Source organism: Frankia sp. QA3, assembly GCF_000262465.1.
GTDB lineage: Bacteria > Actinomycetota > Actinomycetes > Frankiales > Frankiaceae > Frankia.
In genome coordinates this window covers 5,154,846-5,177,790 of the sequence record NZ_CM001489.1, presented here as the reverse complement: position 1 = coordinate 5,177,790, position 22,945 = coordinate 5,154,846, and the positions used below count along the sequence as shown (strand labels likewise).

Sequence of the window (22,945 nt, the reverse complement as noted above, 5' to 3'; positions counted from 1 at the left end):
TTCACCACCGTTGCGCACGTGGGGCGACGCCGGTCAGAAGCCCAGGGCCGCACGGACCAGGACGACGGTGGCGCGGTCCGGGAAGGCCTCCCGCTCCACGATGAGGATCTTGCCGATGAACGAGCTCTGGCCGTAGAGGTCCTGCAACCGCTGCCACTCCCGGGGCAGGCTGTAGGCATGCACGCGGCGGATGCCGGTCGCCAGGTCCGGCACCACCTTCTGCGCGCCGACCACCCAGATCGCCCGGCGGGCGCCCGAGGCGTACGGCGCGAGCTGGCTGCCGCTGGCCGAGCCGACGACGAGCTGGCCCTCCTCGGTCACCGCGTGCACGCTGCCGACGACCACGTCGGGCAGGGCCCCGAGCCGGATCTGGGCAATCACGTCGGCCCCCGGCGAGGGGGCGTCACGGCGCACGGACCGGAACTCGCCAGACTCGTCGATGTCCGCCGCGATGCCGGACAGGCGCAGCGTCTCGCTGGACGCGGTGAAGATCTCCTCGTCCCGGGGGAGCAGCTCCCGGACGAGCCGGCGGGCCTGTTCGGCGGTGTCCACGAGGTGGACGAGGTAGCCGCGCTCGCGCAGGTTCGCGGCCGTCCGGTCGAGCCGCGCCGCGTCGGCCGGGACTGCGAACGCCTCGTCGAGCGGGGGTGCCAGGGTGGTCATGACGGTCACTCCGATGCGGGTTGATGGTTCCTTCTGGTAACTGAGCCGATTCTGCGGAACCATCGAGTGCCTCGGAAGACGGCACTATTTTCTGCCTCGGTGACGTGGAGGTAACCATGCGCGCGAAGTCCGCCGTCGGCGACGAGGGTGGCCCGAGTGGTGATGGCCCGAACGGCGTGGTCGGCCTGAACGGCGTGGTCGGCCCGATCGGCGGCGGGCCGGCGGACACGCGGGCGGCGGCGGTCCTGGCGGTCCGCGACGACGCGACGTGCCGGGTCCGCGAGATCCTCGACCGGGTCGGAGACAAGTGGACACTGACGGTGGTCAGCGAGCTCGGCCGGGGCAGCCAGCGGTTCACCGAGCTTCGGCGGGCTGTGCCGGGCATCAGCCAACGCATGCTCACCGCGACCCTGCGCGGGCTCGAACGCGATGGTCTGGTCCGCCGGACCGTGCATCCGGTCGTCCCGCCGCGGGTCGACTACGAGCTGACCGAGCTCGGCCGGACGTTGCTCGACACGGCCTGGGCGCTGATGAGCTGGGCTCTGGAACACATGGACCAGATCGACGTTGCACGCCAGGAGTACGACGGGCGTTGATCTAGACGAGTGAGCCCAAATCTTTCTTGCCGCCCCGGGTGGTCGTCCGCTAGCCCGGTCGGCGCCGCACGGGCCACTGCCGCCCGCCTGGTCTCCGGTCACGTTGCGGCCACATCATGCCAAGGTTTGGTCACGGTTCTCGGGCCAGAAACCGTGACTACCCCTCGGCACGATTCTGCGCACAGTTGGCGACGGAGCGGTACGAAGGATGCGGCGGTCAGGGGCACACCGAGCCTCGAGGCGCCCCGTCGTCAGACCAGATCCCCCAGGCCACTGGACCATGAAAACTTACTTGTCTAGGCGCCGGTCAGCAGCGGGGCCAGCCGTTCGAGCTGGTCGACGGCTGCCGGCAGGTCGGCGGCGAACGGGTGCACAAGCACGTGGTCGGCGCCGGCCGCCAGGTGGGCGGCCAGCCGCGCCGCCACGGCATCGGCGTCTCCCCAGGCGAGGATGTCGTCGATCAACCGGTCGCTGCGCCCGCCGGACAGGTCCGCGTCGCTGTAGCCGAGGCGCCGGTAATTTCTGGCGTATGGGGATTGCGGGCTCCTCACCCCGGCGTCGAAGATGGCCCGCAGTCGCCCGCGCGCGGCTACCGGATCGGTGGTGAGCACCACGGCCTGGTGCGGGATGACGAGCCGGTCCGGACCGACGGCGGCGCGGGCCGCGGCGGTGTGCGCCACCGGCTGCAGGAAGGGGTGCACCCCGTCGGCGTGGTCGCGGGCCAGCCGGTGGGCGCGCGGCCCCAGGGCGGCGAGCACCCGTGGGTAGCGCGGCGCGGGCAGTAGCCAGGCCGCGACGTCGTCCACCGCGTGCAGGTAGTCGGCGAGCGCGGTCAGGGGACGTGACCCCTGCTGCCCGCCGAGCCCGAGCACGAACCGGTTCGGGTATGCCTCGGCGAGGGTGGCGGCGCCGGTGTGCATGGCGGCCGGCTCGCGGACGGTCACGTTGGCGATGCCGGTGCCGACGACGATCCGCTCGGTGGCGGCGAGCATCAGGCCGTGCTGGGTGAACGCCTCCCGGCCGCTGACCGGCGCGCCGGCGGGCGGCTCGGCGCCCCACAGCGAGCCGTAGCCCAGGCGCTCGATGCGGTCGAACTGGCGGCGCTGGACCGCCACCGGCGTGGCGAGCAGGGTGGCCGCCGCCAGCCACACGCCGTACCGGCCGAGCCGTCGGCGCGTGTCCGCGACCACCTGGGCCGTCATCACTTCCTGGGCCGTCATCACTTCCTGGGCCGTCGGCGCCTGCGGGTCCGCCGCCGTTTCTGTCGCCGCGTCCACCGTCGTCATCATCGCTCCCTCGTCTGCTGATGAGCTAACCGGAGGCTGCCTCCGCTCCGTGACTCATCACCATAGTGGAGGTAGGCTCCGGTTAGCCATCTCGACACGACATCGAACCGGGGGTTAGGAACGTGGGCGGTGTGACCGGGACGCGCACCATGCGCGCCGACGCTCGCCGCAACTACGAGCGGCTGCTGGCTGAGGCCCGCGTCGCCTTCGCCGAGCACGGCACCGGCGCCTCGCTGGAGGACATCGCCCGCCGGGCCGGCGTCGGCACGGGCACGTTCTACCGGCATTTCCCGGCCCGGGAGGCGCTGCTGGAGGCGGTGTTGCGCGAGGAGTTCCAGCGCCTGACCGCGTCCGCCGGCGAGGCGGCGGCCGCCCGGCCCGCCGGACCCGCGCTGCTCGCCTGGCTGCGCGAACTCGTCGCGTTCAACGGCACCTACCGCGGGCTCACCGCGGCCCTCATGCAGACCCTGCTCGACCCCGCCAGCGAGCTGCACGCCGCCTGCGAGGTGATGCGCACCGCCGGTGGCGACCTGCTCCGCGGTGCCCAGCAGGCCGGGCAGATCCGGCCCGATGTCACCGTCCTCGAGCTGTTCACCCTGGTCAGCGGGCTGTCCTGGGCGCATGAGCAGACCTCCGCCGCCCTGCCCGGCAGCCTCGCCCTCGACCGCCTGCTGCACCTGACCGTCGAGGGGTTGGCTCCCCGCCCCGCGCAGTCCGGCCCCGCGTAGTCCGACGCCGGGCAGTTCGAGGCCGGGCAGTTCGAGGCCGGGCAGTTCGACGCAGGGCGGTAGGCACCCGAGGCCCTGCGGCCTCACCCTCCCTCTTCCGCCGTCCGGACCCGAGAGGTCACGCCCGGCGGCGCGGCATTACCCCGCGCGTAATCGACGGGATGTGCGGGTCGCCGGACGATCGGGCGCGGCGGGGAGGTTTCCCCGCCACCGATCCGATCCGTCCTCGGCATCACCGGCTGGCCGCCCGCGCGGGTGGCGCCGCGGGGATGCCGGCGGCTCAGGGAGATCCGTGCCGTCGTCTACGCCTGCTCCGTCGCGCACCGACGGAGCGCCGCTGATCGACCTCACCCTGTTCCGCCGTCGCGCCTTCGCCGCCGGCACGTGCGTCGCACTGGTGTTCGCCCTGATCCCGGGCTCGTTCTTCTTCGTCCTCGCGCTCTACCTCCAGCAGGGACGCGGCTACAGCGCGATGTTCTCCGGGATCGTCTTCATCGCCGTCGGCGCCGGCTACTTCCTGGCGATGTTCCTGGCCGGGCCGTTCGGCGCCCGGCTCGGCCACCGGGTCCTCGCGGTGGGCGCCCTCGGCGTCACGGCGGGCTGCGCGCTGCGGCGCGTTCACGGCGAGCCTGTGGGTGCTGGTCGGGGTCGGCGTCGCCACGGCCGGTCTCATCCGGCTGCTGCGCCCGGCTGCTGCGCCCGGGCGCGGGCCTGGGCGGCGGCCGCCGCGGGCAGGCGCCGGAGGCGGGGCAGGGCCCGGCACCGACCGGACGGCTGGGGGAGGTGCGGGATCAGCCGCCGAACAGACTGGCCGAGTCCACCGTCCGGTAATCGGTCGCCCTGGTGCCCCTGACCGTGGCGACGACCGAGCCCGTCGAGCACAGCGCCTTCAGGTTCGGGATCGCGGTGCCGTCGCAGGTGAACGTCAGCCCGTCGCCGGCTGGTAGGACGACGTCCCTGGCGGCCTTGAGGGTGATGGTCACGGAGGCGGGGGAGACGTCCCCGGTGAGGCCCTTGAGCGCGCGGACGAGGCCCAGCAGGTTCTGGTAGCCGGTCACCGCGTAGCCGTCGAGGGCCGTTTTCGGCGCGTACCTGCCCATCACCGTCCGGTAGAGCTTGGCCTCGGCGTCGTCGCTGTCGGTGTCGCCCGGGGTGAACAGCGTCGCGCCGTCCAGCGCGCCGGGCGCGGCGTCCTCGACGGTCCTCGACAGGCACGGCTGGATGACGAACCTCGGCTGGGTGGCGTTGACCGCGACCAGGCCCTTGAGCACCGAGGTGCAGAAGGTCCCGTCACCGACGAGGATCACCGCGCCGGGCTTCTTGTTGATCGCGGAGGTGACCTGGGTCGTGGCGTCCGGCGTACCGAGCGGGATCGCGACGATGTCGAGGCCGACGCCGGCCTTGGCGAACACCGGCTTGCCCAGCGCGTTCGCGCCGGCGGTCACGGCGGGGGCGTCCGTGACGAACAGGGAGACGCTCTTGTAGCCCTTGTCCTTGGCGGTCCGCGCCATGACACCGAGCGTCGCCGGGAAGCCGCCGGTCCAGGAGAAGGCGCCGTCGGTGACGAACTCGGCGCCGCTGGCCGCCACACCCGTCGTGTAGGGGATCCTGGCGCCGGTGATGACCGGGACCATCGAGTCGGCGAAGGCCGTGGTGCCGATGTTCACGGCGGTGACCTTCTGCTCGACCATCTGGTTGGCACAGTTGCGGGCGGAGGCCGCGTCCTCCTGCGACTTGCAGACGACGAGCTGGATGGGTCGCCCGCCGATGCCGCCGAGGTAGTCGTTGGCGTAGGCGGCAGCCGCCTGGGCGCCTTCGCGGACTTCGGGCAGGGAGATCGCGCTGCCGCCCTCCGCGGTGATGAAACCGATCTTCACCGGCGCGCCGGTCGCCTTCGTGCCCGGGGGGAGCGTCACGGTCGAGCCGGCCGCCGGGGTCGCTGCCGCGCCCCCGCCGCCACCGCTCCCGTCACTGCCGCACGCGGCCGGTAACAGGCCCAGGCCGACGGCCAGGAGCGCCGCTCCCACCCGCGCCCGGCGCGGACCCCTCCCCCACACACCTGTGCTGCCCACAGCCCCTCCATCTCGTCCCGCTTAGCCCCGCGACCCTCACCGGACGCGAGGGCGGCCCCGCCCTGCCGATCTCCGATCCCGGTCGATCCGCGGTCGGAAGGTGCTCAGCGGAGGAAGCCGGGTGTGTTACCCAGCTCACATGGTGAGCTATGTTAGCCAGGTCACAGGTCCGGTCAAGGGGTGGGATGCAGGGTGACCCGAAGCAGTGCGTCCCCGTCCGCCACCGTCGGCGGGCTGGCGGGCTGGCGGGTCGACGGGGTCGACGGGTGGCGGACGGGCGGGCACCCCGTCGGAGGCTCACCCGGCGGGGATGCCGTCCTCCAGGTAGACGGGCAGGCGCGGGGCGGTCAGGCAGGCGGCGACCCGACGGGCCAGGCGCGCCGAGGCCCGCTCGGCGACCTCGGCGGGTGTGCAGTACCGGGCCGAGCGGATCTCCGAGGCCTGCAGGACGAACGCGTCCACCGGGATCGGCGGGCCGTCCACGGCGAACAGGAACCGCAGCGCGTCCGCCCGCTGCGGGGTGGCGGCGAGATGGTCGACGCACATCAGCCGGCCGACCGGCAGGTCGAGCCCGAGCTCCTCGCCCAGCTCGCGCTGCGCGGTCCGCCGCGGGGACTCGCCGGGCTCGGCGATCCCGCCCGGGACCTCCCAGTTCGGCTTGTACGTCGGCTCCACCAGCAGCACGCGCCCGGCGGCGTCGCGCAGCAGGCAGCCGGCCGCCACCGCCTTCCTCGACCGGGCCACGTAGTCGTCCAGCAACGCCGCCATGGCCGGCACGTTACCGGTCGCGGTCGGGGCATCCGGCTCGAACTACATCGGTGCACACCGTATGGCTAGAGTCATTCTCTGTTGATGCTCCGCTGTCGGAACAGGGGGCGCTCGTGCGGGTCATGATTGTGTCGGCGCCGCTGCTCGGCCATCTGCTGCCCATGGTGCCGACCGCGCAGGCCCTGCGCGCCGCCGGGCACGAGGTGTTGCTGGCTGCCGGCGGGGATGCGCTGGCGGTCCGGCAGTCCGGATTCGCGGTCGACGACGTGGCGCCGGGCATCCGCATCGGCCGCCTCGCCGGCGGGGTGCTGCTGCGACATCCGCTGCTGGGCCGGGCGGAGCTCGCCGGCCGGGCGGGCACCCGCATGGTGGCGCGGCTGTTCGCGGAGGTCAACCGGCGGATGGCGCCTGCCGTCCGGGATCGCATGGACCGGTTCCGGCCGGATCTCGTGCTCTACGAGCCGCTGGCGGTCGCCGGCGCGCTCGCCGCCGGCCGCGGCGGCGAGCCGGCCGTCCTGCACGAGAACTCCCTGTTCGACGGACCCGAGCTGGTCCGGGCGACGGCGGCCCGGCTCGGGGTGGACCCCCCCGGCGGGCTGCCCGGGGCTGGGGTGGTCACCATCGCCCCACCGCGCGTGGTGGGGGTGCGCGCCGGCTGGCCGATGAGCGGCGTCCCGCACCCGGGCCTGGGCACCCTGCCGGACTGGCTGCGTGAGCCGCCCGCCGCTGCGCGCATCCTGGTCAGCCGCAGCACCGTCGCCGGGCCGGGCGGCAGCGACGTCATGCGCGCGGTGGTGCGGGTGGCCGCCCGGGCCGACGCCGAGATCGTCCTGGTCCGGCCGGAGCGGGCGGTGCTGCGTCGGCCGCTGCCCGCCCGCGTGCGCGCCGTCGACTGGATCCCGATCAACCAGGCGCTGCCCGGCTGCGCGGGGGTCGTGCATCACGGCGGCGCGGGATCGGTGCTGGGCGCGCTCGCCGCCGGTGTCCCGCAGCTCGTGGTGCCCGGAAGCGGCGACCGGCGGCACAACGCCGAGCTCGTCGCGGCGAGCGGTGCCGGCCTGGCGGTGGCTGCCCGCGACATCACCGCGGACGTGCTGGCCCGGCTCGTCACCGACCCGCGGCTCGCCACCACCGCGCGGGAGGTGCGCCGCGAGATGCTGGCCATGCCGGCGCCGGCCGAGCTCGTCCCCCGGCTGGCGGCGCTCGCCGGTTGACCCGGCCGCCGCGGCGGCGGTGGCTTGTCGGCCTGGCCGGCCAGGCACGGTCGAGGACGGTCGAGGACGGGGCCCGACGGCCATTCCCGGTGGCCCTTTCGTGTCACCGCCGCGCCGGCGTCGCCCGGCGGGTGGAACGGCCCGGGGAGGTAGCCGGCACGGTTCCGATCCGGCTGCCGGTGGTGTGCATCCTTTCCCGCAGAGGACGGCCGGGCTGCTCGCGGGACTCGTTCCCGGTGCGCGCCTCCCCGGCGTGCGCCTCCCCGGCGTGCGGCTGTTCCCAGGCCCCGCTGCCCGCGCGTGGCCTGCGGCCGGCCCTCGGGTCGATGACCCCGCCACGGTCGAGCACGATGAGCGCGTCGGCCTGGGCCACCAGTCGCATGTCGTGGGTGATCACCAGCACGGTCCGGTGGGCGGCGAGCCGGCGCAGGGAGCGCACCACGAGCCCGGCGACGTCGTCGTCGAGTCCCGCGGTCGGCTCGTCGAGGATCAGGACGGGCGAGTCGCGCAGCAGCGCCCGCGCGATCGAGACCCTTCGCCGCTGGCCGCCGGACAGCCGTCGGCCGCCCTGACCGAGCGGCGTTTCGTAGCCGTCGGGCAGTCGGAGCCCGAAGCCGTGCACCCCGGCGGCGCGCGCGGCCGCGACGACCCGGTCGGGGTCGGCGTCCGGGATGCCCCAGGTGAGGTTCTCCCACAGCGTGCCATCGACGAGCTGGCTGTCCTGGGCCACCACCGTCACCGCCCGGCGCAGCGACGCCAGGGTGACGTCACGCAGGTCGTGCCCGTCGAGCAGCACGCGCCCCGCCGACGGGTCGTGCAGCCGCACCATGAGCTTCGTCAACGTCGACTTCCCCACGCCGCTGGAGCCGGTGAGCACGGACAACTCGCCGGGGCGCAGAGTGAACGAGACGTCGTCGAGGGCCGGGCGGATCGCCTCCGAGTAGGTCAGGCCGACCCGCTCGAAGCAGATGTGCCCGCGCACCCGCTGCAGCGGCCGGGCGTCCGGGTGATCCTCGACCTCCGCGGGATGGTCGAGCAGCTCGATGATCCGCTCGCCGGAGCTCACCGCGGTGCTGATCGACACGACGAGTTCGCCGAGCTCCTGCACCGGGCCGTACAGGTAGCCGAGGAAGCCGGCAAAGGACAGCAGGCCACCGATGGTCAGCCGGCCCTCGGAGATTTCCCAGGTGCCCATGTACAGCACGGCCAGCACGAAGACCGTCTCCAGCAGCGTGGCCAGCACGGCGTTCGCCGTCGCCATCCGGTAGGCGACCAGCCGGGCCTCGAACCAGGCCATGCTGTGATGGCGCAACCGCCGCCGTTCGGGCTTCGCCATCCCGTGCGTCTGGATGAGGGCGTTGGCGGTGATGTTCTCCTCGACCACGGCGGCGATGCGGCCCTCGGCGGCCCGCTCCTCCTGCGAGACCTCGTGCACCCGGCCCGCGAGCCGGCGGGTGAGCAGCCAGTACAACGGTGCCGCGGCGCAGGCCAGCAGCGCCAGGTCCCAGCGCAGCACGAAGGCGGCCGCGGTGAAGCACACCACGCCGCAACCGGCCGTGGTCGCTCCCACCAGCCCGCTGGCGGCGAGCTCGTCGACGGCGTCGACGTCCGAGCCGAACCGGGTCATCAGATCGCCGGCCGGCCGCTGCGCGAAGAAGGTCGGCGACATGGCATGCAGGCGGTCGAGCATCAGCTCGCGCAGCCGGGCCAGCAACCGGCCCGACGCTTTCGCCTGCAGGCAGTGGCCCACGTAGGAGCAGACACCGCCGGCGACGGCGACGGCGAGCCACAGGACCGCCGGCGTGAGGAAGGCATGCGGCGAGGCCTGGACGAGCGCGGAGTCGGTGAGCCGGCCGAACAGCCAGACTGTCGCGGTCTCGCCGGCCGTGCTGGCCAGCACCAGTGCCGTCGCCCCGAGCAGCAGGCCGCGCTCGGGTCGGACCAGCGGGAGCAGCCGCCGCAGCACCCGGCGGGCCGCAGCGGTTCCGCTTTCGTCCGCGGCCGCGCCGGCCGCGGTACGCGCCGCGTGTCGCGCGGACATCTATACCGCCCTTCCCGGCGGACCCGGGGTGCGGCGGCCACGGTCGCCGCACCCCGAGCTGACACCGCTGAATCGCTCTTACTTGTGGATCGGCTTCTTCGGCAGCGGGGGAGGCAGCGGCTTCTTGTGCTTCTTCGGCTTCGGCGGCGGCGGAAGAATCTTCTTGAGTGGCATTGTTTAATTCCCTTCCGATTTGTCGGCTGTATTGCCGACCGGAATCCACGATAGTGCGTCGGAGGGGATTTCTCCTGTGGATTTCCTGGGTGTTCCTGTGGCTTCGCTGTGATGGCGGAAATCACGGTGGTGATTTTCGGGGGAGTTTTGATCTCGTGTTTGTGGAGGGTTTCCGTTTCGCCTGGGCGGTCCTTCCGGTGCTGAGCGTTGCGAGGTCTGTACGGTGTGCGGTCAATTGGTTTCGAATCGTGAGAGGAGTGGCGGCTGCGATCGGTGGCGGTGGCGATCGGTGGCGGTGGCGGATCGGCGCAGGCGGCGGCGAGGGTCGGGAGGCATGCGCAGTGGCGCCGGGGGGACGGGGCCCGGGTGGGGTGGGCCGAACCGGGGAGGGGGCGGGAGCGGGCGGAGTCCGGGCGGCCGGGCGTGAGACGGGCGTCGGCGGCCGGTTGCTGGTAGGTCTGTCAGGACAAGCCCGGCGCGGCCGGCGGTCCGCCGTCGGCCGCGCCGGGCGCCCACGGGTCGCCGCCGGCCCGTGGAACCGCCGCGTGCGACCCGGGCGTCGGCGGAGACCGGCGTCCGTGGGCCGCGTGCCCAGGAGTTCCGGTGAAGGCAGGACCTGCGGACGCAGGCAACCCGTGAAGGCTCGACCCGTGGAACGGAGACACCGATGAGTCCGCAGTTCCGGACGCTGAAGTTCGAGCGTGACGGCGGGGTGGTCCGGATCACCCTGGACCGCCCGGACGCCGCGAACGGCGTCAACCAGGAGATGGCCGCGGAACTGGCCCGGGCGGCGGCTGTCTGCGACGGCGACCCGTCGGTCCGGGCTGTCCTGCTGACCGCGACCGGCCGTTTCTTCACCGCCGGCGGCGACGTGAAGGAGATGGCGGACCACGGCGATCGCATCGGCGTGGAAATCAAAAAGCTCGCCGACGACCTGCACCGCGCGGTGTCGATCTTCGCGCGGATGAACGCACCGCTGATCGTCGCCGTCAACGGCGTCACCGCGGGCGCGGGGGTCAGCATCGCGGCCGCCGGCGACCTGGTCCTCGCGGCCGATTCCGCCACCTTCACCATGGCCTACACCAACGTGGGGCTCAGCCCGGACGGCAGTTCCTCCTACACGCTGCCCCGACTGCTGGGGCTGCGCCGCACGCAGGAGTTCATGTTCCTCAACCGCCGGCTGTCCGCCGCCGAGGCGCTCGAATGGGGGCTGGTCACCCGGGTCGTGCCCGCCGAGGAGCTCGCCGGTGAGGCGGCGGCGCTGGCGCAGCGGATCGCGGCCGGTCCGGCCGACTCGCACGGGGCCATCAAGCGACTGCTGGTGCAGACCTTCGCCAACGGCCTGGAGACGCAGATGGAGCTGGAGGCGCGCGAGATCGCGCGCAGCGCGGTCGGCGACGGCCGGGAGGGCATCACGGCCTTCGTCGAGAAGCGCGCCCCGAAGTTCACCTGACCGCCGCGTCGCCGAGGCCGTCCGGGTCGTCTATGTCAGTGCCGTCCTGATATGACTTCTCCCCACCCGAAATCACCGCTGGTGGGTGGTCGGATGCGAGGAGCGCACGTTGAAGAGCCTGCGACGGTGCGCCGGTGAGCGGGTCGGAGCGTCCGGTCGCTCCCGTGGGCAGCGGAGGCGCCGGCTGCGGCGGGTCGCGGCCGCGGCCGGGCTGGCCGGTCTCGTCCTCGGCGCCTGCTCCGACGGAGCCGGTTCCGACGGAGCAGGCGCCGGCGAGGCTCCCGACGCGGCCGCTACCGACGCCGATGCCGGCGACGGGTCGTGGCGCGGCGCCGCACCTGTCGCCGGGCGGTGGAAGAGCGGCATCCGCGCGGTGGAGTCGCCACTCGCCGCCGACGACTCGGTCGTCTTCCAGGCGCTGACGGCGGTGGGCACCTTCGAGATGGTCAGCCTCGATCCGAGCTCGGGCCGGCCGCGGTGGACTGCCCCGGCAAGCCCGTCGCGGGTGGCGCCGGGCGTGGGGCTCAGCACCATGACGCTGTCCGGCGGCAGGATCGTCGTCTGGATGGAGCCCGGGCAACCATTCTCGGCCGGCGCGGTGGCGACGGGAGGCGTGTCCGTGGTCGCCGCGGAGGCGAGGTCCGGCCATCGGGTATGGTCCTATGGGGACGGTCGTCTCCAACCGCCGTCCGCGCCGGAGATCTGCGGGGATGGTGACATCTGCGTGCCGGCCGGCAACGGCTCGGGTCCCGTCATCCTGGACGGCCGGACCGGTGCGCCGCGCAACTCCGAGGCGGAACCCGCGAACGCCGCGGGCCCCGGCCAGATCCGGCGACCGCTGCACCACCCCGATCCGGCGACGCCGACCACGCCCTCGATCCTGACCGCCCCGTCCCCGGTGCGGGCGGCGGCGGAGGCGCCGTCGTCCGTGCGGGCGTCGTCCGTGCGCGCGTCGACGGTGCGGGCGTCGACGGTGCGGGCGTCGACGGTGCGCGCGTCGACGGTGCGGGCCTCGATCGTCGAGGTCGATACCGCGCCGAGCCCGGGATACTCCCGCTCCATCGGCGCCCGACTCTACGACAACGGGCGCGACCTGATCGCCTACACCGAGACCGGCGCCGAGCGCTGGCGACGGCCCTACGCGACCCTGTTCCGAGGCTTGGACGTGAGCCCCGACTATGGCTGGAAGGTCGGCCTGAGCAACGACCTCTACGTCGTGTCGCTGGGCTACGTCCCGCCGCCCGAACAGCGCGCCGCGCAGCTTTCCGGCGCCCCGCTGACCCGGGACGCGGCCAGGCTGTGGGCAACCGCCGCCTTCGACGCGCAGACCGGCGAGACGCTGTGGGTCTCGCCGGCGGCCACGACGTACTGCGGCGGCCTGAGTACCGACATCCGCAACCCGATCAGGTGCACGTACGCGGGTACCGTCCGGTACAGCTCCCAGGACTCCTCGGCCGAGGGCGTGCAGGTCACGGTGGAGGGCTTCGGGGCCGAGAGCGGGCGGACGACCTGGCGGTGGGTGGCCGGGGCGGTCCCGGGCCTCGTCTTCGGCACCGCGGCGGGCTCGCCGGACATCCTGCGGGTCGACGACACCCGCTACGCCGTCCGGACGCCGCAGCGGACCGTTCTGCTCGACATCGCCAACGGCCCGCTGGACGAGTCGCCCCCGGCATCCGGGTGGTGTTTCACGGGCGCGGTGGCGAAGCCCGGCTTCACCGTCGAGGGCACCGGCGATGCCCAGTACAAGGACGAGCGCTGGTATCCGTGCGTCGAGGGCGGACCAGTCGATGTTCCCAGCACGACCCCGCGGTTCGCCGGCGCGCTCGTCGGCAACATGTACGCCTGGCGTGACGCCGACGGCCAGGTCCGCGGCGGCCACGTGGGCTGACCGTCACCGGCGTTGCGCGTCGTACCGGGGGAGGTCCGCTGCCGCCGGGTCGGACCAGCCAGCGCAGTCGGGGGCGGGGAGTCGGCGTCGGTGCCGGCATACCGTGAACGTGCACGCGGCTTGTACTGGAGGATGCAACACTGTGACTGATTTCGGGCTGGTTCGGCCGCCTGTCCTGGCGGGAGCCGCCCTGCTTCGGGACGAGCCGTTGCGGCAGGACACCGGGCGACAGAAGGAGGGCTGGGCCACGGCCCGGGTCCTCCTCGTCGACGAGGAGGGCCGCAGCCCCGTGCTGTGGGGGCCGCCGGTCGACAGGTCCAGCGCCGGTGAGGTGCCCGGCGCCGCCGACAGGGTGGACGACACCGGTGCGGTGCCCGGCGTGGACGACGCGGGCGGCGGCCCCCGGCTGTGGACGCGGGCGGCGAGCGAGGTCGCCGGCTCCCCGCCGGCGGACGCGCTGCTGCTCGGCGAGGCCGACGGGGTCGCGTACTGGGCGGTGCGCGGCGGCCGGGAGCAGGCCGCGGCCGGCGACGAGGTCCGGTGGCTCAACCTGTTCTCGGTCGGCGCGGAGCTCGGTGGGCGCGACGCGGCGCTGCTGGCCGCGGCGGTCGCCCTGCTGAACTGGCACGGCCGGGCCCTGTTCTGCGCCCGGGACGGTTCGCCGACCCGGCTGGCCAACGCCGGCTGGGCGCGCGTCTGCGAGGCGCAGCACCACGAGGAGTACCCGCGGACGGACCCGGCGGTGATCTGCCTGGTGCACGACGGCGCGGATCGGATGCTGCTCGGCCGCCACCGGGCCTGGCCGGCGGGCCGCTTCTCGGTGCTCGCCGGCTTCGTCGAGGCGGGCGAGTCGCTGGAGGCGTGCGTGGCGCGCGAGATCGGCGAGGAGGTCGGGCTCGACGTCACCGACATCCGCTACCTCGGCAGCCAGGCCTGGCCGTTCCCGCGGTCCCTGATGCTCGGCTTCCACGCGGTGGCCGATCCCGCCCAGCCGCTGCGCCTGGACGAGGCGGAGATCAGCGAGGCGCTGTGGGTGACCCGCGACGAGGTGCGCCAGGCTCTGGCCCGCGGCGACGACTGGGCCGCCGCCGACGACCCGCCTGCGACCGGCACCCCGCCGATCCGCCTGCCCGGCCGGATGTCCATCGCCCGCACCATGATCGACTCCTGGTCCGCCGCCGGCTGACGCGGCGGGTAGCCGCCGCACCCATGATGCGGTCAGGGGGCTGCGGCTGGCCGCCGGCTCTGGCGCATCACGGCTTTCGGGCGATGGCGCCGTACACGCTGACCTGCGCGTCGGTGAGGTCCTCGGTGGTGTCGTCGGGGCGCCAGCGGTGGACGACCTGCACGCCGGGATCGATCAGCTCCAGGCCGTCGAAGAAGCGCTCGACCTCGGCGCGGTTGCGCAGGCGCATCGTGACGCCGCGGCGCCGGTAGGTCTCCGCGGCCGGTTCGAACGTCGGGTCGTGGTCGCCGGTCGCGTTCGTGAGCGCGAGGTAGCTGCCGGCGGGCAGCTCGTCGACGAGCCGGCGGACGATGCCGTACGGGTCGTCCGCGTCGTCGATGAAGTGGAAGATCGCGATGAGGGAGAGCGCGACGGGCTTCGTCAGGTCGAGGGTGCCGCGCAGCTCGGCGGAGGCCAGGATGCGTTCGGGGTCGCGGATGTCGGCGTCGAGGTAGGCGGTGCGGCCCTGCGGCGTGCTGGTCAGCAGCGCGCGGGCATGGGCGAGCACGATCGGGTCGTTGTCCGCGTACACGACGCGGGTGTCCGGCGCGATGCCCTGCGCGACCTCGTGCAGGTTCGGCGAGGTGGGGATGCCGGTGCAGATATTTCGCGAAGTACACCGAATATTGTGAGCCACATCACATGACCTGAGCCACTGCTTCGGCCGTGATCACTCGGGGGGGTCCGGTGGGTGGAGGTCGGTTCGGGCGCCACGTCCTGGGCGGCTGGCTAGCCATGCCGTGATGGTGCTGGTCCGCCAGCGTGGGCGGTCGGGTACCGATGCGTCGTCGGGCTCGGGTAGGCGTCCCTGGGCGCGGTAGCTGCGCAAGGTCGACGTCTTGATGCCGGCCATCTCGGCTATGCCGGCATAGCCGATCAGGGGGTCGTCAACCACCAGGGAATACTAGCGTTCACCCCAACTTTGCAGCGCAACGCGCTATTGTTGTGGGTGTTAGCGGTGTCGGGCGAGTGGGCCAACACGCACCCGACACCTAGATCACCACTCGGGTAGACAGAGGTGACCTGTGTCTAGTATTCCGCCTTCCGGTCGTGGCTGGCGTAACCCCTACGAAGGTCGACCGTTCGTGACCCTGGCGTACTCGGGAGACGATCTGTATGACCTGACGATGACCTCGGGCGCTTCGTTGCGGGATCTTGTCGACGTGACGGCTACCCTTCCCCCGGTCCTCTACGTGGATCATTGGGCGGCGGGTCCGGGGGGTTCGGCGGTGGTCCTGCGGTTCCGGGCTCTGCCGGACCTTGGCTCCACGCTCGGTGGCATCTGATGGCGGCGGGATGGGTGCCGTGTGAAGTCCAGCCCGGTGCGGGGGTCTGGAACTCCTACGAAGAGTCGCTACATCTCATTCTGGCGGGCGCTCCCGCGGGACCGTCCGGGAAACGCCTGCTGGGGTGCCTGCTGCGCTGCGACCCTCGATCAGTCGTCGTTCTGGCAGACATGATCCGGAAGGCGGGTGCCGGGCGCTGACTGCGGCTCGGGCGGCCGGTGACCTCAACGGGGTTACCGGCCGTTCGGCGTATCTGCGCTGGTTAAACAACGTATAGGAATCTTGCGATGATGTAGGTACAGGGATGAAGACGGCCCGGACGGTGCGCCAACACCAACCCGGGCCTGAGTCCCACCACCTGAAGCAGACAGGGGCAGGACCTATGAGCAGCATGCCACACGATCCGGTACGGGAAAGCGCGGATCGGGTTGACGGTCTTCTTGCGGCGGCGCGGGAGGCGCTGGTGAAGGCGGCGGTGGAGCTGGAAGACGGTTCGCTCGCGACTCCCACCACTGATCTTTTCACCCGCTCGGTTGCCGCTGCTCTGCGTAGCCTTTCCGGCCTGATCGGGATCGCGGGCGCCACGGAACAGGTCGACGTACTGGATGCGCTGGCGTACGGGATGCACGTCGCCCTGGAGGGCGTGCGTGAGGTAGCTCCGCACGTGCGGGCGTTGACCTTCGTCCGGGATGACGTCGACGCTTCCGAGCGTGCTGCCCAACGGGCGGTGTGCGCTGAGGTGTGCGCGGCGCGGGGCTGGTCGGCGGGGCCGGTGATCTACCAGGGGAAAGACGGGCTCCGGGGCTGGTGGACTGCGCTGCGGCTGGTGCACGCGGGCTGGGACGTCGTCGTCGTCGACTCGCTGGACCGGCTGGGGTCGACGGAAGACGCGCGAATGTCGGTCCTGGCGCTCCTGGTCCGCCGTAACCTTCGCATCGTGGCGGCACGTGACGGTGTCGACACCGGTGACCCGGTCGGGCGGGCGCTGGTCGAATCCCTCATCGCCTGACGTAAAGCAAGCATGAGTGAGCCCGGGTTCGGAGGTCGACAACGACACCGGGCCCGGGTTTTGCTCTTCACAGAGTTCGGGCTGAGCTGATCTCCTCCGTCGGTCGGGCGGCGTAGCCCTACCCCGGGTTCTCTCGTCCGTGCAAGGGCGCCAACGGCGCGGGCGTCCCTGCTGGGCGCTGTGCGTCCCTTGCGCGGGCGGGAGGTTCCGGGGTAGCCCTCGGGGGTCCGGGCGGCGGAGGCGATCAGCGGACCTGCCGCGCCCTTCCCCCTCCTCCAGAGAGAGGGCCGGGGTTTGGGGCGGAGCCCCGACAAGCCAACGCGGGCCCGTTGTCGCTGACGTCCTGGTGCTCGTCGTTCCACTGGCGTGGGGCGTGACGCTCCGACGGGGCCGACGGGCCGACACTCCCGCGGGGCCGACGCTCCGGCGGGGTGCCGACCGAAGGGAGGCGGGGCCCCGCCGGGTGCGGCGAGTCCCGCGGGAGTGGCGCGCACGGCGGGCACGGCGTGTGCGGCAGGTCACACGCGCGCGCCGCAGGCGCGCCTTGAAACCGTAAGGAATTTTGGCGATGACCTCAGATGAGTTCGGTACGGCCGATCAGGAGCGCCCAGCCGTGTGTGTCGTGCTGCGTGGCTGAGCTGGCCATTCGTGAGTCAGGACAGAGTAGAGGAGGCTGTCGCGCCAGATGCCGCCCGTGTACACGTGGTCGCGAATGCGTCCTTCGAGGGTGAAGCCGAGGTGCTCGACGACGGCGATGGAGGCCGTGTTGTTTGGGCCGATCGCGGCGCTGATGCGGTGAAGCCCCAAGACGCCGAAGCCGAACTGGATGGCGGTACGGACGGCGTCGGTGGCGTGTCCGTGTCCCCATAGGTCAGCGTGGATGGCGTAGCCGAGCTTCGCGGCCTGCACGCCGTTGAGCCCGAGTCGGGCGAAGCCGATCAGTGATCCGGCGAGGTCGACGGCAAGGTAGAACTCCGTCCGGGGCTCCTGCCGCGCACGGTCGACGATGCCGGCGAGCATGGTGTCGGACTGCTCGCGGGTCTTGGCGTCGAAGGACAGGTAGTCGGTGACGCGCGTATCCCCGACAAGGGCGTGTACGGCTTTGGTGTCGTCCTCGCTGAACTCGCGGAGCGTGACAGCGGTGCCGGCCAGGTGGAGGGGGTAGAGGAGGGTCACGGTCCTACCGTGGCAGAGCGGCGGCCGGAGTGCGGGTGAAGGTCTCGATCTGCTCTTGCAGGCTGCGGGCGGCGGGGTCCGCGCCCAACTCTGAGTGGGCGATGGCGGCATGCAACCGTTGCACACTGTGCACAATCCCGTTGATCCGCTGTTCGGGGACGAGACCGAGTACGGGCGTGATGGCGTCGGTGGCACCGTCGAGGTCACCGCGGGCGATGCGGGCGAGGGCAAGCCCGGTGTGGCTACCGGCCTGGTCACCGAACGCCCATTCGGGTCGGTTGGTGTCGCTGTAGGCGTCGACGGCCCGCGTGGAGTAGGTCTCTGCCGCGTCGGCCTCGGTGGGATGCCAGTTCAGCGCGTCGGCAGCGTAGTAGGACTGGCGTGCGTGGGAGAAAGTGCACATGCCGCCGATCTCGTCGAGCTCGTCGACGGTGACCTGCTCCCAGGCGCGTTCGGCCTTGTCGATGGCTGCTCGGGTTTCCTCAACGTTGCGCAGAGCGGCCCACGCTCGTGCCTCGTTGAGGGGAAGCCAGACAGCAACTGTGCCTCCGCTGGAGGCGGCGAACGTGGCGCCGGTCTGGGCGTAGCGGAGGGCTTCGCGTGGTCGACCGCCCCAGTAGGCGATGAGGGATTGCAGTCCGCGTATCCAGGCGCGTAGGCCGTCGTGGTCGGCCTGTTCGGCGCAGACGAACGCGGTCCGGGCGTGAGTCATGGCGGCGTGGGGGACGCTAAGGTCGTGGGCGGCTTTGCCTAGCAGTCCGCCGGTCACGCCGGCGAGTAGATAGAGCTGCTGCGCCTGTGCAGGCTTCTGTCGCTGTTCGAGAAGACTGAAAAGGGTGTCTTGGACCTCGGCGAGTGGTCCGAGGAGGTCCGCGAGGGGCTGTTTCGGGTAGGCGACGGCGAGTGTCCGCACGTCGTCGTAGACCTGTTCGATCGTCTCGGTAGTCAGCGTCGCCTGATGGGACAGGACGAATTCGCGGGCACGGTGGGCGGCCACAGTGACCATCTCCTTCTGTTTCCGGGAATGCGCGTCGTGGTGTGCGCCCGGCTCGGCGTGGGTCTCCTGGCAGTGCAGGTCGACCAGGTCACCTCCGGCGTGCAGCGCATCGTCGAGCGCCTTCAACAGGCGAGGTGACGGCGCCTTCACGCCCGTCTCAATCTTGGAGATCAGACCCTGGTCGGCTTCGACGCGCGCCGCGAGGCGCTGCTGTGAAAGTCCGGCGGCGGTCCGGCGGCGCCGGATCTCGGGGCCGAGCAACGCGGGCATGTCGTCATCGTGGCCCCGGGGGCGCATGGGGGAGGCCATGACCTCGACATCAGCATATGTGCGAGGACCAGTCATACATTCCTCCGACCTGCGATGGCGACCACGATCGGTGTAGCGGTTCCGGTCGGGCTGACATGAGGTCCCCGGCCGGCGCCGAAGGTCAACGGGAAGGGATGTCGAGATGGCCACGGCGTTGGAAACGAAGATCGAGGTGGAGACGGGGCAGCCGTTCACCCCCGCGTGGGAGCGTATCCCGGGGGTTGAGGTGGACGGCTCGACGTTGAGAATCGACCCGGCCGTGTACTTCTTCCGTCGCAGCGATCGGCCGGTGTGGATGCTGGTGGATTGGGACCTGGTCACCGATCGGCTGCTGTCGCAGACGGAGACGGAGACGGCGGCGGTGGAGCAGCAGGCGTTGGAGTTCGTCCGCGCCTTCGGTCAACGCACCGACGATCCGGCCGCGGTGCTGCGGACGGCGGACAAGGTATACAGCTACCTGTTTTCCCGGGATGTCGTCGATGATCCGGACCTGGACGTCTCCGCGTGGGACCTGCGGATTCTGCGGGAGTCGGCGACGCTGGCGGCGTTGAACCGGGTGGAGCTGTCCGGGGACATCTCCGACATTGGGCCGGCGTGGTTCTTCGCTGCCACGGCGGAGGTCGTGTTCGGCCTCGACACCGCGGAGTCTGAGCGGATCGATGACCTGTACCACGGCGGGTTCTTCAACGAGTATCGGCGGGTCGCCTCCGTCCGGGCGCATGCGGCGCTCGGCGGCCGGCTCGTCCACGGCTGCCAGTCGTCACCCAACTTGTCCGGCGGCGTGGTCGCGCCTTACGGGGTCGACCTGGCGGGGTTCCGAACGGAGCTGGGCACGATGAAGGCGGAGTGGATCGCGTCGATTCGCGCCTTGCCCGGCGTGGCCTCCACCGCCTGATGCTCTGGGGCCGGCCGGTGACCGCACCCCGCCTTCACCGGCCGGCCCGTGTCCTCGTGGCGGGAACGTCGTCGGAGATCGAAAATGGATGACACACCACAGTCCGTGTCCGTGCTCTTGGCGGATTTGGTCGGCCAGGCCGGGCGGGAGATGCCGCTTGTCCGCACGCAGGTCCGGGTTTGGGAGATGTCCGGGGTGGAGCGGCTTGGCTTCACCGACGGTCCCGGCCTGATCTTCAAATGGGCGCGGGAGCCGTTCACGGCGGAGGCTGATGTTCTCCGGCACGTCCACGGGCAGGGGGTGCGCGTCCCGGACGTGGTGGCCTCCAGCCGGCGCGGCGGGCTGCTCGGGATGCTGATGCAGGATCTCGGGCAGGCGGACCGCGACGCGACCGAAGACGACGCGGTCACTGCGGCGATTGCGGTTCATGAGGCGAAGGCGCCCGACGGGTTGCCGGTCCTTGACCGGGCGGCATTGACCGCGCTTCCTGGTAACGCGCTGGCGCGGCTCACGGAGCTACGGGCGGCAAAGCGGTGGGAACAGACGGCCGACCTGGACCGCACGTTGACGGCGCTGCGCGCGCACGCGGATCGGCTCGCGGACGGGACGGACCTTGCCCCGTACGGGTTGTGTCACAGTGAGTTCCACCCAACCAGCCTGCACATTCGCGAGGACGGGTGGTGGCTGCTGGACTGGGCCCGGTCGTTCATCGGCCCGGGGCTGCTGGACCTGGCGTCCTGGCAGGGAACGCAGCAACCGGCGAACCCGGCGAGCCTGCGGCGGATGATCTGGGCGTACATCCGGGCGGGCGGTGCGGCGGAGACGTCCCGGCCTCGTGCGGGCTTGCCTGCTGAGGTGTGGGCGCTCGGCTGGCACCGGCTGTGGATCATCGCGTGGTATCTCGAACAGGCCGTGGTATGGATGCCGGACCCGGATCGGGACGGCATGGTGATCTCAGTGGTACGGCGACACTTGCGGGAAGCGGCGGGGTTCCTGTGGGTGCCGGCCCGGTGAACGTGACGGTGTGGGAACGCCACGCTCGTGCCCGCATAGCCGCTGGCGATCTTCTCCGTCCGCCTGGCCCGCCGCGTTTTTCCTGGACGCGAACCGGTACCGGCGATCCCGGCGCCGCGCTTCTCGGGGACGTCACGGGTAAGCGGGTGGTGGAACTCGGGTGCGGCACCGGGGACAACCTTGCCTACGTTGTCGACCAGGGCGGGGCCCGCGGTGTCGGGGTCGATGAGTCCCCCTCTCAGATCCGCCGGGCTCGGGCCCGGTGGCCGGGCTTTGACCTACGGTGCGCGGGTGCGGCTCGTTTCCTGCTCACCGACTCCGAACCGATCCACGTGTGTTACTCGGTGTTCGGTGCCGTTGGACTGATGCCCGCGGTGCCGCTGGTGACGTTGATCCGACGGCGGCTTACCGTCCCCGGGCTGCTGGCCTTCTCCGTCCGTGCGCCCGGCCGCGTCCGGGCAACGCCGACCCTTCGGGGGACGCGTGGCCGGTGGTATCTCCACTCACCGCAGGCGTGGACTCGCTTGCTATGCAACGCCGGCTTCTCCGACGTCCAGACCCGAGATGCCGACACCGCCGAAACCCCGACCACGCTGATCGTCACAGCACGGACGTAGACGCTCGGCCCCTCTGCCGGGGCACGTCGATACGGCGGCGCCTGCGGTCCTCCCGCGGCGTGTCCCCGTGCCTGCGCCACGTCCCGCGCAGCAAACCGCGAGCGGTACCCAATCCTGGAGCCGAAATGAACATCACGCTGACCGACTCGGAAGGGGTGGCGGTCCTGTGAGTCTGATCGAGGGCGACGGCCCGGACGACAACCGGTACCGCTGGCTGCCCGAAGTGGCGTTACCGGACGCCGATGGTCTGCTGGTCTGTCAGGAACCGGCGCGGGAGGGCCGTCTGAAGATGGAGGCCGATTTCTGGCCGATGGCCGCGGGGCTTCTGGTTGAGGCTGCGTTCGGCGCCGCGGTGCCGCCGGGGGTGCTGGCGGTGGTCGTGCACCGTCGGGGGGCGGATCGGACGGCGTCGCGGCTGGCGGTGCTGGTGGGCCTGCGCCTCGCGGTGCACTCCGGCCGGCGGGGGCTGGTGGTCGGCGGGTCCCTGGACGGGTTGGATGCGACGTTTGGGGGGCGGCGGCCGGTGGCGCACGAGGTGCTGGTGTGGGATTCGGGGGATATGTGGGTGCCCCGGCGGGTGTGGGAGGTCATGGCGCCGGGCCGGTACGAGCAGTGGATCAGCCGCCGGCAGATACTCGGTTTGGGTGGGGCGGCATGACCGGGATTCGGCCGATGCCCGGCGACGGGTCGGCTGATCTGGGGGGCGGGTTCGTGACCCGTCTCGGTCTGGCCCTCACGGCGCGTATCGGCGGTGAGATGCCAGGGGTGGACCGGGACCTTGTCGGCGCGGTGGTCGAGCGGGTGTTGGAGTTGCTGGCGGGCTCGGCGGCGACCAGCAGAATGCATCCGCTGGCGGATCCCACGGTGTGGCTGACGGCCCACGCGTTGGCGAACCCCTCTCTACATCGGTCGTTGGCTGGCATCCGGCTGAATCTCCCCGGTCTCACCGCGAGTGGGGAGGATTTCGAGCGGGAGGCAGTGTTTTTCCGCCGGGCCAGTGAGCAGCAGGGACCAGAACGGCCCGCCGACCCGTCGTAGAGACGACGGCGGTGCCGGTGACGGGTAGGCGCCACTCCTGCCCGTCGCCGTGGGAGGGCTCCGTTCGCTTCGTCGACGGGCGGGGCCCTTCCGCTCTCGGTGACCGGCGTTTGCGGCGGTCACCATCGTGGGCCCTGGGCCGGTATGGGCCCCTCGCCACCGGTCCGGGGCCCACGTTCTATGTATGTGCTATCCGCTGGATGTCCGGGCGGCGCCATATCTGGGCGCGGCACTGGTTGAGCGGGTATAAGACTGTGAAGGACACGCTGTGATCGGTGATGCAGACGAACAGGCCCGTCTCAACGAGGAGCACAACGAGAAGATCCGGAATTTTACGGGTTTCTCCGAGGAAACAGTGGCGAAGATCCGGGAGGAGGAACGAGAAGAGATTGAGGAGGAACGGCGACGGCTTTTCGGTGACGATGAGCCGTCAGTGTGGTTTGATCGCTATCTCGATGACTGGTGAGGCGGGGCCGACTGTCGGGGTCGCGGTTGC

At 71.8% G+C, this 22,945-nt stretch carries 22 protein-coding genes and 1 pseudogene; 15 read left to right on the top strand and 8 right to left on the bottom strand.

Features of this window, described 5'->3' with window-relative positions; genetic code table 11:
* Window positions 1-33 precede the first annotated feature (33 nt).
* Window positions 34-663 carry an LUD domain-containing protein gene (locus tag FRAQA3DRAFT_RS21350; RefSeq protein ID WP_035923244.1) on the bottom strand — a complete coding sequence of 210 codons (630 nt, stop codon included), beginning with the start codon at window positions 661-663 and terminating at the stop codon, window positions 34-36.
* 116 nt (window positions 664-779) lie between these two features.
* Between FRAQA3DRAFT_RS21350 and FRAQA3DRAFT_RS21345 the strand changes: the two genes are divergently transcribed.
* The gene (locus FRAQA3DRAFT_RS21345) at window positions 780-1,259 is read left to right on the top strand and encodes a helix-turn-helix domain-containing protein (protein WP_009741129.1); all 480 of its coding nucleotides are present in this window, start codon (window positions 780-782) and stop codon (window positions 1,257-1,259) included.
* A 296-nt stretch (window positions 1,260-1,555) separates the two neighbouring features.
* On the opposite strand, the gene FRAQA3DRAFT_RS21340 is transcribed toward FRAQA3DRAFT_RS21345, so the two are convergent.
* The gene (locus FRAQA3DRAFT_RS21340) at window positions 1,556-2,548 is read right to left on the bottom strand and encodes a TIGR03620 family F420-dependent LLM class oxidoreductase (RefSeq protein ID WP_009741128.1); all 993 of its coding nucleotides are present in this window, start codon (window positions 2,546-2,548) and stop codon (window positions 1,556-1,558) included.
* Between the two features lie 146 nt (window positions 2,549-2,694).
* On the opposite strand from FRAQA3DRAFT_RS21340, the gene FRAQA3DRAFT_RS21335 reads away from it, so the two are divergent.
* Window positions 2,695-3,273 carry a TetR/AcrR family transcriptional regulator gene (locus FRAQA3DRAFT_RS21335; protein ID WP_009741127.1) on the top strand — a complete coding sequence of 193 codons (579 nt, stop codon included), beginning with the start codon at window positions 2,695-2,697 and terminating at the stop codon, window positions 3,271-3,273.
* Window positions 3,274-3,565: 292 nt separating this feature from the next.
* Window positions 3,566-4,126 carry an MFS transporter gene (locus FRAQA3DRAFT_RS21330; protein WP_009741126.1) on the top strand — a complete coding sequence of 187 codons (561 nt, stop codon included), beginning with the start codon at window positions 3,566-3,568 and terminating at the stop codon, window positions 4,124-4,126.
* On the opposite strand, the gene FRAQA3DRAFT_RS21325 is transcribed toward FRAQA3DRAFT_RS21330, so the two are convergent.
* Both FRAQA3DRAFT_RS21325 and FRAQA3DRAFT_RS21320 read right to left on the bottom strand, forming a co-directional pair.
* Entirely contained in the window at window positions 4,065-5,189 is a 1,125-nt protein-coding gene (locus FRAQA3DRAFT_RS21325; protein WP_232291694.1) for an ABC transporter substrate-binding protein, read from the bottom strand. The two genes, FRAQA3DRAFT_RS21330 and FRAQA3DRAFT_RS21325, sit on opposite strands and share 62 nt — an antisense overlap.
* A gap of 453 nt (window positions 5,190-5,642) precedes the next feature.
* Window positions 5,643-6,113, bottom strand: a complete 471-nt coding sequence (locus FRAQA3DRAFT_RS21320; RefSeq protein WP_009741124.1) for an NUDIX hydrolase — start codon at window positions 6,111-6,113, stop codon at window positions 5,643-5,645.
* A 122-nt stretch (window positions 6,114-6,235) separates the two neighbouring features.
* Here FRAQA3DRAFT_RS21320 and FRAQA3DRAFT_RS21315 point away from each other — a divergent pair, with 122 nt between their 5' ends.
* On the top strand, window positions 6,236-7,327 hold the full coding sequence (locus FRAQA3DRAFT_RS21315; protein ID WP_232292145.1) for a glycosyltransferase: 1,092 nt from the start codon (window positions 6,236-6,238) through the stop codon (window positions 7,325-7,327).
* A gap of 103 nt (window positions 7,328-7,430) precedes the next feature.
* Here the strand turns inward: FRAQA3DRAFT_RS21315 and FRAQA3DRAFT_RS21310 are convergent, their stop codons facing one another.
* A complete protein-coding gene (locus FRAQA3DRAFT_RS21310) occupies window positions 7,431-9,368 on the bottom strand; it encodes an ABC transporter ATP-binding protein (protein WP_009741122.1) in 1,938 nt (645 codons plus the stop codon).
* An 841-nt stretch (window positions 9,369-10,209) separates the two neighbouring features.
* On the opposite strand from FRAQA3DRAFT_RS21310, the gene FRAQA3DRAFT_RS21305 reads away from it, so the two are divergent.
* The 3 genes from FRAQA3DRAFT_RS21305 (at window position 10,210) to nudC (ending at window position 14,069) form a co-directional block, all read left to right on the top strand.
* The gene (locus tag FRAQA3DRAFT_RS21305; RefSeq protein WP_009741120.1) at window positions 10,210-10,995 is read left to right on the top strand and encodes an enoyl-CoA hydratase/isomerase family protein; all 786 of its coding nucleotides are present in this window, start codon (window positions 10,210-10,212) and stop codon (window positions 10,993-10,995) included.
* 109 nt (window positions 10,996-11,104) lie between these two features.
* Complete coding sequence (locus FRAQA3DRAFT_RS21300; RefSeq protein WP_009741119.1) at window positions 11,105-12,883, top strand: hypothetical protein; 1,779 nt, start codon at window positions 11,105-11,107, stop codon at window positions 12,881-12,883.
* Between the two features lie 142 nt (window positions 12,884-13,025).
* Window positions 13,026-14,069, top strand: a complete 1,044-nt coding sequence (gene nudC, locus FRAQA3DRAFT_RS21295) for an NAD(+) diphosphatase (RefSeq protein ID WP_009741118.1) — start codon at window positions 13,026-13,028, stop codon at window positions 14,067-14,069.
* A gap of 67 nt (window positions 14,070-14,136) precedes the next feature.
* On the opposite strand, the pseudogene FRAQA3DRAFT_RS21290 reads toward nudC, so the two are convergent.
* Window positions 14,137-14,715 (bottom strand): annotated as a pseudogene (locus FRAQA3DRAFT_RS21290) (SAM-dependent methyltransferase); the annotation flags it as partial.
* 478 nt (window positions 14,716-15,193) lie between these two features.
* Here FRAQA3DRAFT_RS21290 and FRAQA3DRAFT_RS21280 point away from each other — a divergent pair.
* Both FRAQA3DRAFT_RS21280 and FRAQA3DRAFT_RS21275 read left to right on the top strand, forming a co-directional pair.
* Window positions 15,194-15,394: a hypothetical protein gene (locus FRAQA3DRAFT_RS21280; protein WP_232291693.1), complete on the top strand. Its 201-nt coding sequence runs from the start codon at window positions 15,194-15,196 to the stop codon at window positions 15,392-15,394.
* A gap of 304 nt (window positions 15,395-15,698) precedes the next feature.
* Window positions 15,699-16,403, top strand: coding sequence for a recombinase family protein (locus FRAQA3DRAFT_RS21275; RefSeq protein ID WP_232291692.1), 705 nt, complete (start codon window positions 15,699-15,701; stop codon window positions 16,401-16,403).
* Window positions 16,404-17,000: 597 nt separating this feature from the next.
* On the opposite strand, the gene FRAQA3DRAFT_RS21270 is transcribed toward FRAQA3DRAFT_RS21275, so the two are convergent.
* Together FRAQA3DRAFT_RS21270 and FRAQA3DRAFT_RS21265 are read right to left on the bottom strand one after the other, a co-directional pair.
* Entirely contained in the window at window positions 17,001-17,579 is a 579-nt protein-coding gene (locus tag FRAQA3DRAFT_RS21270; RefSeq protein WP_009741112.1) for a GNAT family N-acetyltransferase, read from the bottom strand.
* 4 nt (window positions 17,580-17,583) lie between these two features.
* Window positions 17,584-18,846, bottom strand: coding sequence for a helix-turn-helix domain-containing protein (locus FRAQA3DRAFT_RS21265; protein WP_198286950.1), 1,263 nt, complete (start codon window positions 18,844-18,846; stop codon window positions 17,584-17,586).
* A gap of 181 nt (window positions 18,847-19,027) precedes the next feature.
* Here FRAQA3DRAFT_RS21265 and FRAQA3DRAFT_RS21260 point away from each other — a divergent pair, with 181 nt between their 5' ends.
* From FRAQA3DRAFT_RS21260 to FRAQA3DRAFT_RS21235, 6 genes are all read left to right on the top strand, one after another.
* Window positions 19,028-19,780, top strand: a complete 753-nt coding sequence (locus FRAQA3DRAFT_RS21260) for a hypothetical protein (protein ID WP_009741110.1) — start codon at window positions 19,028-19,030, stop codon at window positions 19,778-19,780.
* Window positions 19,781-19,864: 84 nt separating this feature from the next.
* Window positions 19,865-20,794, top strand: coding sequence for a phosphotransferase (locus FRAQA3DRAFT_RS21255; protein ID WP_009741109.1), 930 nt, complete (start codon window positions 19,865-19,867; stop codon window positions 20,792-20,794).
* Complete coding sequence (locus FRAQA3DRAFT_RS21250) at window positions 20,698-21,411, top strand: trans-aconitate 2-methyltransferase (protein ID WP_232291691.1); 714 nt, start codon at window positions 20,698-20,700, stop codon at window positions 21,409-21,411. The genes FRAQA3DRAFT_RS21255 and FRAQA3DRAFT_RS21250 overlap by 97 nt, the downstream gene beginning before the upstream one ends.
* A 166-nt stretch (window positions 21,412-21,577) precedes the next feature.
* The gene (locus FRAQA3DRAFT_RS21245) at window positions 21,578-22,069 is read left to right on the top strand and encodes a hypothetical protein (RefSeq protein ID WP_009741107.1); all 492 of its coding nucleotides are present in this window, start codon (window positions 21,578-21,580) and stop codon (window positions 22,067-22,069) included.
* Window positions 22,066-22,449: a hypothetical protein gene (locus FRAQA3DRAFT_RS21240; protein WP_232291690.1), complete on the top strand. Its 384-nt coding sequence runs from the start codon at window positions 22,066-22,068 to the stop codon at window positions 22,447-22,449. Before FRAQA3DRAFT_RS21245 ends, FRAQA3DRAFT_RS21240 begins: the two co-directional genes overlap by 4 nt.
* Window positions 22,450-22,717: 268 nt before the next feature.
* Window positions 22,718-22,915 (top strand): hypothetical protein, encoded by a 198-nt coding sequence (locus FRAQA3DRAFT_RS21235; RefSeq protein ID WP_009741105.1) that lies wholly within the window; start codon window positions 22,718-22,720, stop codon window positions 22,913-22,915.
* Window positions 22,916-22,945: the final 30 nt, after the last annotated feature.

What these genes read in the sequence shown, in the direction of transcription:
- FRAQA3DRAFT_RS21350 (WP_035923244.1), bottom strand. Translation starts at nt 663, where the DNA reads ATGACCACCCTGGCACCCCCGCTCGACGAGGCGTTCGCAGTCCCGGCC.
- FRAQA3DRAFT_RS21345 (WP_009741129.1), top strand. Translation starts at nt 780, where the DNA reads ATGCGCGCGAAGTCCGCCGTCGGCGACGAGGGTGGCCCGAGTGGTGAT.
- FRAQA3DRAFT_RS21340 (WP_009741128.1), bottom strand. Translation starts at nt 2,548, where the DNA reads ATGATGACGACGGTGGACGCGGCGACAGAAACGGCGGCGGACCCGCAG.
- FRAQA3DRAFT_RS21335 (WP_009741127.1), top strand. Translation starts at nt 2,695, where the DNA reads ATGCGCGCCGACGCTCGCCGCAACTACGAGCGGCTGCTGGCTGAGGCC.
- FRAQA3DRAFT_RS21320 (WP_009741124.1), bottom strand. Translation starts at nt 6,113, where the DNA reads ATGGCGGCGTTGCTGGACGACTACGTGGCCCGGTCGAGGAAGGCGGTG.
- FRAQA3DRAFT_RS21315 (WP_232292145.1), top strand. Translation starts at nt 6,236, where the DNA reads ATGATTGTGTCGGCGCCGCTGCTCGGCCATCTGCTGCCCATGGTGCCG.
- FRAQA3DRAFT_RS21310 (WP_009741122.1), bottom strand. Translation starts at nt 9,368, where the DNA reads ATGTCCGCGCGACACGCGGCGCGTACCGCGGCCGGCGCGGCCGCGGAC.
- FRAQA3DRAFT_RS21305 (WP_009741120.1), top strand. Translation starts at nt 10,210, where the DNA reads ATGAGTCCGCAGTTCCGGACGCTGAAGTTCGAGCGTGACGGCGGGGTG.
- FRAQA3DRAFT_RS21275 (WP_232291692.1), top strand. Translation starts at nt 15,699, where the DNA reads ATGAAGACGGCCCGGACGGTGCGCCAACACCAACCCGGGCCTGAGTCC.
- FRAQA3DRAFT_RS21265 (WP_198286950.1), bottom strand. Translation starts at nt 18,846, where the DNA reads ATGCCCGCGTTGCTCGGCCCCGAGATCCGGCGCCGCCGGACCGCCGCC.
- FRAQA3DRAFT_RS21260 (WP_009741110.1), top strand. Translation starts at nt 19,028, where the DNA reads ATGGCCACGGCGTTGGAAACGAAGATCGAGGTGGAGACGGGGCAGCCG.
- FRAQA3DRAFT_RS21255 (WP_009741109.1), top strand. Translation starts at nt 19,865, where the DNA reads ATGGATGACACACCACAGTCCGTGTCCGTGCTCTTGGCGGATTTGGTC.
- FRAQA3DRAFT_RS21250 (WP_232291691.1), top strand. Translation starts at nt 20,698, where the DNA reads ATGGATGCCGGACCCGGATCGGGACGGCATGGTGATCTCAGTGGTACG.
- FRAQA3DRAFT_RS21240 (WP_232291690.1), top strand. Translation starts at nt 22,066, where the DNA reads ATGACCGGGATTCGGCCGATGCCCGGCGACGGGTCGGCTGATCTGGGG.